7 protein-coding genes and 1 pseudogene are annotated in these 11,288 nt (G+C 75.5%); 6 read left to right on the top strand and 2 right to left on the bottom strand.

Annotation, left to right across the window (positions count from 1 at the left end; translation table 11 throughout):
• Positions 1-839: 839 nt before the first annotated feature.
• From AB8Z75_RS25035 to AB8Z75_RS25010, 6 genes and pseudogenes are all read left to right on the top strand, one after another.
• Entirely contained in the window at positions 840-1,961 is a 1,122-nt protein-coding gene (locus tag AB8Z75_RS25035) for a DegT/DnrJ/EryC1/StrS family aminotransferase (RefSeq protein ID WP_369205694.1), read from the top strand.
• Positions 1,958-3,106: pseudogene (locus AB8Z75_RS25030) on the top strand (Gfo/Idh/MocA family oxidoreductase); the annotation flags it as partial. The gene AB8Z75_RS25035 and the pseudogene AB8Z75_RS25030, both read left to right, overlap by 4 nt.
• Before the next feature lie 260 nt (positions 3,107-3,366).
• Positions 3,367-6,231 carry a glycosyltransferase gene (locus AB8Z75_RS25025; protein WP_369205692.1) on the top strand — a complete coding sequence of 955 codons (2,865 nt, stop codon included), beginning with the start codon at positions 3,367-3,369 and terminating at the stop codon, positions 6,229-6,231.
• Between the two features lie 121 nt (positions 6,232-6,352).
• Complete coding sequence (locus AB8Z75_RS25020) at positions 6,353-8,086, top strand: glycosyltransferase family 4 protein (protein ID WP_369205690.1); 1,734 nt, start codon at positions 6,353-6,355, stop codon at positions 8,084-8,086.
• Positions 8,087-8,097: 11 nt separating this feature from the next.
• The gene (locus AB8Z75_RS25015) at positions 8,098-9,432 is read left to right on the top strand and encodes a nucleotide sugar dehydrogenase (RefSeq protein WP_369205688.1); all 1,335 of its coding nucleotides are present in this window, start codon (positions 8,098-8,100) and stop codon (positions 9,430-9,432) included.
• Complete coding sequence (locus AB8Z75_RS25010; RefSeq protein ID WP_369205686.1) at positions 9,429-10,571, top strand: glycosyltransferase family 2 protein; 1,143 nt, start codon at positions 9,429-9,431, stop codon at positions 10,569-10,571. Before AB8Z75_RS25015 ends, AB8Z75_RS25010 begins: the two co-directional genes overlap by 4 nt.
• Positions 10,572-10,597: 26 nt before the next feature.
• Here the strand turns inward: AB8Z75_RS25010 and AB8Z75_RS25005 are convergent, their stop codons facing one another.
• Entirely contained in the window at positions 10,598-10,918 is a 321-nt protein-coding gene (locus AB8Z75_RS25005; RefSeq protein WP_369205684.1) for a type II toxin-antitoxin system PemK/MazF family toxin, read from the bottom strand.
• The gene (locus AB8Z75_RS25000; protein WP_369205682.1) at positions 10,915-11,127 is read right to left on the bottom strand and encodes a type II toxin-antitoxin system CcdA family antitoxin; all 213 of its coding nucleotides are present in this window, start codon (positions 11,125-11,127) and stop codon (positions 10,915-10,917) included. The genes AB8Z75_RS25005 and AB8Z75_RS25000 overlap by 4 nt, the downstream gene beginning before the upstream one ends.
• Positions 11,128-11,288: the final 161 nt, after the last annotated feature.

Here is an 11,288-nt window from a genome sequence, read left to right as displayed (position 1 = left end):
TCGCACGTCACCACGGCACCCGCCGCCACCATCGCCCACCGGCCGATCCCCCCCCCCCCCCCCCCCCCCCCCCCCCCCCCCCCCCCCCCCCCCCCCCCGGGCGGGGGAGCGGCTGCGTGCCGTGCCGGGCCGCCCCGGCGTGTGGGAGTGCCCGACGACGGGTGAACGGTACGAGGAGTGCGCGGAGGGCGCGGCGGACAGCGCGGAGGGTGCGGCCGTGACGCTTCGTGAGTCCGGCTCCGCAGGGTGAGCGGCGGGCCCGCGCACGGGGTCCGTGATTAGGCGGTCCGGGTGATTTGTAGGCCTATAGTGCAAGAGCGCGGTCGGATGTGGGTCCACATAGGGCGAATCTGCCGGGGAACCGGAGGGGCACATCCGCCATGCAAGGGCTGCGAAAAGACATGAATCCGGCTGCCGGGCCCACATCGGCGCCCACGACAGCGCCGACGACCGCGCCGGCGTCGGCGCCCACGACCGCCTCGGCGTCGATGTCGGCGCCCACGACAGCACCGACGACAGCACCGACGACAGCGCCCACGACAGCGGCGGCGGTGTCGGCGTCGGCGCACACGAGGGCCGCCGGGGACCCCGGCGCGTCCACCGACACCCGGCCGATGCCCACCACCCACGAGGCGGCCCTCGCCCACGGTGGGCCCACCGCCCGCGAGGCGCCCGCCCGCGAGGCGCCCACCCGCGAGGCGCAGCTCGCTCGGGAGGCGCTCGCCGCCGAGCCCGCGGCGGCCGGCCCCGCGGAGCCGGCCACGCACGTCGCCGACTCCGAGAACCCCGGTGCGCCCACCGGCGCTCCCGGCGGGGTGCCGGCGCCGCCGACCGCTTCCGTGGGGCCCGTCGCGGCCACCTCCACGATCCCGGCGGCCAAGCCGGTGATCGGGGACGACGAGGTGGCCGCCGCCGTGCGGGTGCTGCGGGACGGCCGGGTGGTGCAGGGACCGGAGGTCGCCGCGTTCGAGCAGGAGTTCGCGGCGCTGGTCGAGGGCCGTCCGTGCATCGCCGTGAACTCGGGCACCTCCGCGCTGCATCTGGCGCTGCTGGCGCTGGGGATCGGGCCGGGCGACGAGGTGGTCGTGCCCTCGTTCTCGTTCGCGGCGTCCGCCAACGCGGTGCGGATGGCCGGTGCGGAGCCCGTCTTCGCGGAGATCGATCCCGACACCTTCTGCCTGGATCCGGACGCCGCCGCCGAGGCGGTGGGCCCGCGCACGGCGGCGCTGATGCCCGTACACCTGTACGGGCATCCGGCGCCGATGGGGAGGCTGACCCAGCTGGCGCAGCGGCACGGGCTCGCTCTGGTCGAGGACGCCTGCCAGGCGCACGCCGCGCAGCTGCACGGCCGCCCCGTGGGGACGTTCGGGGACGCGGCGTGCTTCAGCTTCTACCCGACGAAGAACATGCACACCCTGGAGGGCGGTCTCGTCGTCGTCCCCGACGAGGAACGCGCCCGTACGCTGCGGCTGCTGCGGAACCAGGGCATGGAGCAGCGGTACGAGAACGAGATCGTCGGCGCCAACATGCGGATGACCGACGTGGCCGCCGCCATCGGCCGCGTCCAGCTCGAACGCCTGGCGGAGTGGACCGAGCAGCGGCGTCGCAACGCCCGGACGCTGGACGCGGGGCTGGACGGCGCACTGGCCGCCCCGCGGATCGCGGACGGCGCCCGGCACGTCTACCACCAGTACACGGTGCGGGTCCGAGGCGGTGCGGCCGTGCGGGACGCGGTGCAGGCCCGGCTGCGGGCGGAGGGCATCGGGTGTGCCGTCTACTATCCGACGCCCATCCACCGGCTGAAGCCGTACGCGCACCTGGGCGCCGAACTGCCGGTCACCGACCGGGCGGCGGCCGAGGTGCTGTCCCTGCCCGTGCACCCCTCGCTCACCCCGGGCGACCTGGACCAGATCGTGGGGGCCGCCAACCGCGCGGTCGCCGAGGCGGGAGGGATCCGATGACGGGAACGAGAGCGAAGCCGGCGCCCACGGCGCCGAGCGCGAACGCCCCGAAGACGGCCGACGCGCCCAGGGCGGCCGAGTCCGCGGGCCCGGCGGTGGAGGCGCCCGCGGCGGCGGGCGCTCCGGCGGCGGAGCGGGCCGACGGGCGCCGCCGCCCCGGCTCGCTGCGTGCCGGGCTCATCGGTCTGGGCGCGATGGGCCGCAACCACGCGCGGGTCCTCTCGTCCCTGGAGGGCGTCGAGTTCGTGGGTGCCGTCGATCCGGCAGGCGATCCGCACGGCAGCCTGCACGGGCTGCTCGGCACGCACGGGGTGCCGGTGCTGCCCGAGGTGGCCGACCTGCTGGCGCTGGGTGTCGACTACGCGGTGGTCGCCTGCCCGACCGGCCTGCACGAGGAGGTCGGCCTCCAGCTGGCGGCGCACGGGGTGTGTGCGCTCATCGAGAAGCCGCTGGCCCACACGGCGCAGGCGGCCCACCGGCTCGCGCAGGCGTTCGAGGAGCGGGGGCTGGTCGCCGGTGTCGGCCACGTCGAGCGGTTCAACCCGGCGCTCCAGCAGTTGCGCTCCCGCCTGGAGGCGGGCGAGCTGGGGGAGGTTTTCCAGGTCGTCACCCGGCGCCAGGGTCCCTTCCCGCACCGCATCGCGGACGTCGGGGTGGTCAAGGACCTGGCCACCCACGACATCGACCTCACGAGCTGGATCACGGGAGCGGCGTACGCGTCGCTGTCGGCCCGCACGGTCTCCAAGAGCGGGCGGGAACACGAGGACATGGTCGCGGTCGTCGGCTCCCTGGTGGACGGCACGATGGTCTCCCACCTGGTGAACTGGCTCAGCCCGCTCAAGGAGCGCTTCACGGCCGTCACCGGGGAGCGGGGGTGTTTCGTCGCGGACACCCTGACCGCCGACCTGACGTTCCACGCCAACGGCGCCGTCGCCACCGAGTGGGAGGCGCTGCGCGCCTTCCGCGGTGTGGCGGAGGGCGACACCGTGCGCTTCGCGTTCCCCAAGCGGGAGCCGCTGGCCGTCGAGCACGAGCGGTTCCGCGACGCGGTACGGGCAGGGCAGGCCGCGGAGGGCTGCGGCATCGTCACCATACGGGAGGGCCTGCGGACGGTGGAGGTGTCGGCGGCGGTGCTGGAGTCGGCGCGCGGGATGAGCGACCTGGCCGGCCCGAACGACGCGGCGGGGCTGAGCGACGCGACACGTCTGAGCGACGCGACACGTCTGAGCGTCGCGGGTGGCACGGGTGGCGCGGGCCAGGAGGCGGCGGCCTCGGGCGGAGTGGCCTCGGGCGGGGCGGTCTCGGGCGGGGCGGCCTCGGCGCTCCTGGCGTCGGGCGCGGCTCCGGCCCCCGGCGAGCGCGGCGCGTCCGCCCGCCGGACGGCGAACGTCGCGGAGCACACGGCATGAGGCGGCCACGCGCGATGATCCGGCGCCGTACGACGCACACCGGCACCACCCCCGAGGCGCCCGGCGCGGCCGAGGCGCGGCTCGGCGAGGAGGCGCCGGGACCCGGCGCGGGGCAGGGCGCGGGTCCGGGCCGGGCACCGGCCGGCGCGGGCCCCGGGGACCCGGCCGCCGCCGGCCCGGCGACGGCCGGAGGACGTACCGGGCGTGGCGGCCCCCGGGGCAGGCCGCGGCTCGCCGTCATCGTCGGCAACTCCATCGCCGGGGACTCGCGGGTGCAGAAGACCGCGATCGCCGCGGCGCGCGCGGGCTGGGACGTGACGCTGGTGGGCCGCAGTCCCTCCAAGCGGCGCGAGGAGTCGGTGCTCGGCCCTGTCAGGGTCGTCAAGGTGCCGGTGTCCGCGCACATGCGGGCCGTGGTGAACGCCGAGCGGCGCCGCCCCCACCTGCGCGCCCACGTCACGCAGCTCGGGCTGCCGGACGACGGCGCCTGGGTGCGGGCCCGCTCCGCGCACGCGGCGTGGGTGCGCGAGCAGACGGCCCGCGTCGGCTGGCTGGTCGGCCCCGCCGCGAGGCCCGCGTCGAGACCGGGGGCCGCGGTGGCCAGGGAGGCGCTCAAGGGCTGGGTGCGGCTGCGCCGGTACGCGCACAAGGGGCGCGGTCGCGTCTACCGGTGGGAGCGCAGGATGGCCGCGGGCCCGCCGCGGCCGACCGGCGACTGGCGCCGGGACTGGCCCGAACTCCTCGACCTCGACCTGGCGTTCGGCCCGGTCATCGAGGAGCTCGCGCCCGACGTCGTGCACGCCAACGACATCACCATGATCGCCGTGGGGGCCCGCAGCGCCGCCCGGCTCCGCGCCCGCGGACACCGCACCGCCTGGCTCTACGACGCCCACGAGTACGTGCGCGGCGTCGAGTGGCCCGACGCGGTGCGCGCCGCCGCGTTCCCCGGCGTGGAGAAGGAGTTCATCCACCGAGCCGACGCGGTGGTCACCGTCTCGGGGGAGCTTGCCGGCATCCTGCGCGAGGCGTACGGGCTGCCTCGGACACCGCACGTCGTCGCCAACGCGCCGGTGCGCGAGGCCGTCAGCGCCCACACCGACGAGTGCGTCTCCGTCCGGGACGCCTGCGGGCTCGGGCCCGACGTGCCGCTGCTCGTCTACGCCGGGTGGATCGGGCCCGAGCGCGGCCTGGACACCGCCGTCGAGGGCCTGCCCGCGCTGCCGCACGCCCACCTCGCGCTCGTCGTGGGGCCCAAGCCGAACGCGACCCTCCAGGCGCTGCTGTCCCGCTCGGAGGAGCTGGGCGTGCGCGAGCGGGTGCACGTGGTGCCCTACGTGCCGCAGGAACAGGTGCCCGACTACCTCTCCTCCGCCGACCTCGGCCTGATCTGCTTCCGGCACGTGCCCAACTGCGAGATCTCCCTGCCCACCAAGGCCGCCGAGTACCTGCACGCCGGGCTGCCGCTGATCACCAGCGGGGTGCGCACGCTGCGCAACTTCGTGGAGCGCACCGGCGTCGGCGAGGTGTTCGTCACCGAGGACGTCCCCTCCTTCACCGCCGCCGTCCAACGCGGACTGTCCAGGCGCGGCACGCTGGTCGCCAAGATCACCGAATCGCTGCTGCGCGAGCTGTCCTGGGAGCAGCAGTCGGCCGGGCTGCTCGACCTCTACGAGCGGCTGGCGGGGACCGAGGCGGCTGCCCGGCTCGCCCCCCGCACCCTGTCCTGGTCGGTCTCCGAACAGCCGGGCCTCGGCGCCCCCGGGAAGCCGCGCCCGCTGGAGACCACCCCGCCCGACGGGGCACCGCCCGGCTGGCGGGCGCTGGGCACCACGCCCGTACGGCTCGGCCTGGGCTGCGCCAACTCCGCGGGGCAGCTCGCCGGGTTCGCCCGCGCCCTGTGCGAGCGGCGCCAGGACCTGTCGGCCGAGGTCGTGATGCACACCCACGACCAGAGCGTCATCTACCCGGCCGACATCTACGCGCTCGGCGAGCGCACCGGTGACCTGGGCTTCCAACTCGACCGGGCCCGCCGCGTCCTCGGCTCCTACACCCACTACCTCGCCGACTCCTTCACCCCTGCCCTGGGCAGGCTCAACGGCGGCCACATCTGCGACGACCTGCCGTCGCTGTCCGCCGCCGGGATCAAGGTGGCGCTGCTGGCGCACGGCAGCGACGTCCGCGACCCCGAACGGCACATGAGCCGCTACGAGCACTCCCTCTTCCACGCCGCCGACGAGGCGATCCTGGCGGCCCTGGTGAAGAAGAGCGCCCGCAACCGGCGGCTGGCGGCGCGCAGCGGGCTGCCGCAGTTCGTGACCACCCCCGACCTGCTGGACGAGCTGCCGGGGTCCCGCTGGGCGCCCCTGGTGGTGGACGTGGACGGCTGGGCGAGCGAGCGGCCCGCCATGGAGCGCGCCCGGCCTGTCGTGGTGCACGCGCCCTCCAAGCGCTGGACCAAGGGCACCGAGCAGGTGGTCCCGGTCCTGGAGGAGCTGGACCGGCGCGGGTTGATCGAGTTCCGCATGGCCACGGGGGTGCCGTGGCTCGAGGTGCAGGAGCTGGTCAAGGAGGCGGACATCGTCGTGGACCAGTTCGCGGTCGGCACCTACGGCACCTTCGCCTGCGAGGGCATGGCGGCGGGCCGGCCCGTGATCGCGTTCCTGGACGAGCGGCTGCACCGTTCCGTCGGCATCCGCCCGCCCATCGTCAACGCCACCCCCGCCACGCTCCGCACCGCGGTCGAGTCCCTGGTCGAGGACCGCGACTCCGCCCGCCGTACGGCTCAGGAGTCGGTGGAGTACGTGCGCACCTATCACGACGGCGGCTACACCGCCGACGTGCTGGACGGCTTCCTGCGCTGAGCCGCCGGGCTGCTGAGCCGCCGGGCCGCTGGGCCGCTGAGCAGGTGGGCCGCTGAGCAGGTGGGCCGCCGGGCCGCTGGGCGGCCCGGCCGGTCCCGAACGACAACCGAAAGGCGAGCCCGTGGAGTTCGACAGCCGCACCCCGGCAGCGGGGCAGTCCACCGGACGGCGGCGCGGCCGTGTCGTGATGCTGGTGTGCAACGGGGTGAGGGGGGACTCGCGAGTGCAGAAGACGGCCCGCTCGGCCGCCGAGGCGGGCTGGGAGGTCACACTCCTGGGCCGCTCACCCGACGGGCGCCCCGCCTCCTGGCGCCTCGGTGAGGCCCGGGTGCGGCTGCTGTCCGTCCCCACCCCGCTGGCACACCCGCCGCGCGCGAGCCGCCGCCCGCTGCTGACCAGACCGCTGGCCTACCGGCCCGGGACGGCCGGCTACCGCCTCCAGCGCGCCAAGGCACGCCGCGACGAGCTGCGCACCCGCCGCGCCGCCCTGGCGCTCGGCCCTGCGGGCACCCTCGCCAGGGGCCGCCGCGCCGCGCGGCTCGCCCTCCCGCGCCTCGCGGCCCGGCTGGCCCAGCACTGGGCAGGACTCCGCAAGCGCCAGCTCGACCAGGGCCTGGCCAGGCGCGGCACGGGCACCCGCGCGGAACGGGCCGCCGTCGCACTGTGGCAGCGCACCATGAAGGAGCGGTGCTGGCGCAGGCTGTGGCCGAGCCTCTACGACTTCGAGCTGGCGTACGGCAGGGCCGTGGACGAGCTGCGGCCCGACCTCATCCACGCCCACGACTTCCGGATGCTCGGTGTCGGCGCCCGCGCCAAGATCCGCGCGGCGGCCCGGGGCGAGACGGTGAAACTGGTCTGGGACGCCCACGAGTTCCTGCCGGGTGTGCGGCCCTGGACCGACGACGTGCGCTGGCTGCCGGCCCACCTGGCACACGAGAGGGAGTACGTGCCGTACGCGGACGCCGCCGTCACCGTCTCCGCCACCCTCGCCGGGCTGCTGCGCCGCACCCACCACCTGGCCGAGGACCCGCATGTCGTCCTCAACGCGCCCGAGACGCCCGCCACCCGCCCCGTCAAGACCGGTGGAGTACCGGGGCTGCGCGCCCTGTGCGGCATCGGCCCCGGCACGCCGCTGGTCGTCTACAGCGGCGCCGCGGCCCCGCAGCGCGGCCTGGACACCATGGTCGACGCGTTGCCGGGGCTGCCCGGCGTGCACACCGCGCTGGTCGTGCCCAAGCCCGCCGCCGGATACCTGGGGACGCTGCGCGCACGGGCAGCCCGACTGGGGGTGGCCGAGCGGCTGCACGTGCTGCCGTACGTGGACTGCGACCAGGTCGTCCCCTTCCTCGCCGAGGCGGACGCCGGGGCGATCCCGCTGCACCACTGGCCGAACCACGAGATCGCGCTGATCACCAAGTTCTTCGAGTACGCGCACGCCAGGCTGCCGCTGGTGGTCAGCGACGTGGAGACGATGGCCGCCACCACCAGGGCGGCGGGGATCGGCGAGGTGTTCACCGCCGAGGACACCGACGGGTACACCCGCGCGGTGCGCGCCGTCCTCGCCGACCCGGAACGCTACCGCGCCCCCTACGGGCGCCCCGGGCTGCTGGACCGGTGGACCTGGGAGGCGCAGGCGCAGACCCTCGATCGGCTCTACACGGGCCTGCTGCGCCAGACCGCGCTGTCGCACGAGGGCGCGCGCACGGAGCCGGAGGCCCGGCGTGGACGCGCCCGGCGCGGGCGGGAGGGCCGACACGGCTCCGCGGCTGGGCACGCCTCCGCGCCCGGGCACGGCACCGCGGCCCGGCGCGGGTCCTCGGACACGGAGCGGGCACCAAGCCCGACACAACGCTGAAGGAGACGGGAATGCGGATCTGTGTGGTGGCACTCGGGAAGATCGGGCTGCCCCTGGCCGTGCAGTTCGCGGCGAAGGGCCACCGGGTGACCGGCGCGGACACCGACGCGCGCGTCGTGGCGAGCGTCAACGAGGGCCGGGAGCCGTTCCCCGGTGAGGAGGGTCTGGCCGAGCGGCTGGCCGAGGTGGTCGGCGCGGGCGCGCTCAGCGCCACCACGGACACCACGGAAGCCGTCGCCGAAGCGGAGGCCGTCGTCGTGGTCGTCCCCCTGTTCGTCGACGACCGGGGCACCCCCGACTTCCGTGCCATGGACGCCGCCACGCGTGCCATCGCCGCGGGGCTGCGCCCCGGCGCCCTCGTCAGCTACGAGACGACCCTCCCGGTCGGCACCACCCGCGACCGGTGGGCGCCGATGCTGCAGGAGGGTTCAGGCCTGCTGCCCGAGCGCGACTTCTCCCTCGTCTTCTCGCCCGAGCGGGTCTTCACCGGGCGGGTCTTCGCCGACCTGCGCCGGTACCCCAAACTGGTCGGCGGCATCGGGCCCGCCTCCGCCAAGGACGGTGTGCGCTTCTACGAGTCGGTGCTCGACTTCGACCCGCGCACCGATCTCGCCCGCCCCAACGGGGTGTGGGACCTGGGCGGTGCCGAGGCGGCCGAGCTGGCCAAGCTGGCCGAGACCACCTACAGGGACGTCAACATCGCGCTGGCCAACCAGTTCGCCAGGTTCGCCGACCGGGCGGGTGTCGACGCCGAAGCCGTCATCGACGCCTGCAACACCCAGCCCTACAGCCACATCCACCGCCCCGGCATCGCCGTCGGCGGCCACTGCATCCCCGTCTACCCGCGCATGTACCTGTGGAACGATCCGGGTGCCGACGTCGTCAGTGCCGCCCGCCGGACCAACGAGGCCATGCCGGCCCACGCCGTCGACCTCCTCGCCGACGCCTACGGCGACCTGTCAGGGGCCGAGGTCGTGGTCCTCGGCGCCGCCTACCGCGGCGGCGTGAAGGAGACCGCGTTCTCCGGCGTCTTCCCCACCGTCGCCGCGCTGCGCGAACGCGGGGCACGCGCCTACGTCTCCGACCCGATGTTCGCGCCGCACGAACTGGCCGACATGGGGCTGCGCCCGCACACCGGGCAGCCCGTCACCGCCGCCGTCGTCCAGGCCGACCACCCCGCCTACCGCACGCTGTCCGCCGACCACCTGCCGTCGGTCCGCGTCCTGGTGGACGGGCGGCGCGTGACCGACCCCGCGCTGTGGGCCGGGGTGCGGCGCGTGGTGATCGGCGACGGTGCCGGACGCGCGGCCAGACGCCCCGCGGGACGCCCGGCGGTGCGGGCGTGAGCACCGGGCCTGGCGCGGCCGGCGCGGGCCTGAGCACCGGGCCTGGCGCGGCCGGCCCGGCGGACGCGGCCGGACAACCCGACGTCAGCGTCGTCGTCACCGTCTACAACACGATGCCCTACCTCACCCGCTGCCTCGACTCGCTCGTCGGGCAGTCGATCGGGCAGCGGCGGATGGAAGTCCTCGTCGTCGACGACGGCTCCACCGACGGCAGCGCCGAGGAGATCCAGCGCTACGCCGCCCTCCACCCGCGGCTGTTCACCACCGTGCGGCAGCCCAACTCCGGCGGCCCCGCCGCGCCCAGCAACCGCGGCCTGGAGCTGGCCGGCGGACGCTACGTCTTCTTCCTCGGAGGGGACGATCACCTGTCGCCCGAGGCACTGGAGCGCATGGTGAACATGGCCGACAACTGCCGCTCCGACGTGCTGCTGTGCAAGATGGTGCCCATCGGCGCACGCACGGTCCCCAGCGGCGTGTTCGCCCGGACGGCCCCCGTCATCCGGCTCGTCGGCGACGGGCTGCCCTGGGCGCTGTCCAACACCAAACTCTTCCGGCGCGCCCTCATCGAGGAGCACCGCATCCGCTACGACGAGACGATGCCCGCCTTCAGCGACCAGCCGTTCGTGCTGGAGGCGTGCGTACGCGCCGCGCGGATCTCCGTACTGGCCGACCAGCCGCACTACTTCGCCGTCCGCCGCGCCGACTCCAGCAACATCACCTTCCGGGCCGACCCCGCCACCCGGCTGCGCTGCGCGGAGCGGCTCTTCGAGGCCACCTGCCGGTTCCTGACCCCCGGGCCGCTGCGCGACGCCTTCCACAAGCGCCACTTCCACGTCGAGGTCTGCCAGCTGTTCGGTCCCGACTTCCCCCTACTGCCGCCCGCCGTACGGGAAGCGGTGTGCACCGGCGCCGCCAGGCTCATCGGCACCTACGGCGACGGCGTCGTGGAGCGGCTCGACGCCCGGCGCCGCCGCGTCTTGGAGCTGGCGTGGCGCGGCGACACCGACGCGGTCTGCGCCCACCTCGCACCCCAGGACCCCGCTCCCACCTCTGCGGTGCGCCTCTCCCCCCTGTGCCGCACGCCACTGGGCCGGTGGCTGAGAGCCCCGAGCACGGAACCCCCTGTGACCCGCCACTGAGCAACCGGAAGCGCCCGGGCCGGGACCTAGGTGAGATCCAGGGTGACGCGCAGGGCGGCCGAGATCCGGTCCATGGTCGCGGTGTCGACGCTGCCGAGGAACTCGCCCTTGGCCAAGCGCTCGTCGGTGAGGGCGGTGAGGTCGACGGCGACGGCGGCGCCGCGCACCGGCCGGGTCATGGGAATGGTGACGACCGTGTCGGGGGCGCCCGCGGTCTCGTCGATCATCATGCACACGGCTGTGCCCGGCAGAGCCTCGAGTGCGGCGTCGGACTGGATGATGACCATCGCCCGGGTCCTGGTGGCCAACTGGATCCGCCAGACCTGGCCGCGGGCGAGGGGTGTCACGCGACGTCCTCGCCGAAGAGGTCGGTGAGCTCCTCGGTGTCGCTGCGGGCCTGCTCGCGCCAGGCCCGCACGGCGGGGCCCGCGTCGCATAGCTGCTGGGCCCTGAGTGCGCGCTCGACATAGGCGGACAGATTGCCGCCGGAGGCGGCGCGGGCGTGATCGACCAGGTCGGCCGGCAGGCTGACCGTGGTCCGCATACGCGTGCTCATACACCTGAGCATACCCATGTATGCGCCCGGGCGAGGTGCGGTCGGCCGGACCCGGCCGGCGGGGCGGTGGCCCCGAGTCGCCCCGTCGGCGTCCGGGCCTCCCGGGCGGTTCAGGGAGCCGGGGTCGGGGGCTGGTCGAGGTCGTCGGAGGCGGGCCAGGG

The sequence above is a fragment of the Streptomyces sp. PU-14G genome (assembly GCF_041028275.1).
Taxonomy (GTDB): domain Bacteria; phylum Actinomycetota; class Actinomycetes; order Streptomycetales; family Streptomycetaceae; genus Streptomyces.
The sequence above is the reverse complement of the archived record's forward strand: the minus strand, read 5'-3'. Positions and strand labels throughout refer to the sequence as shown.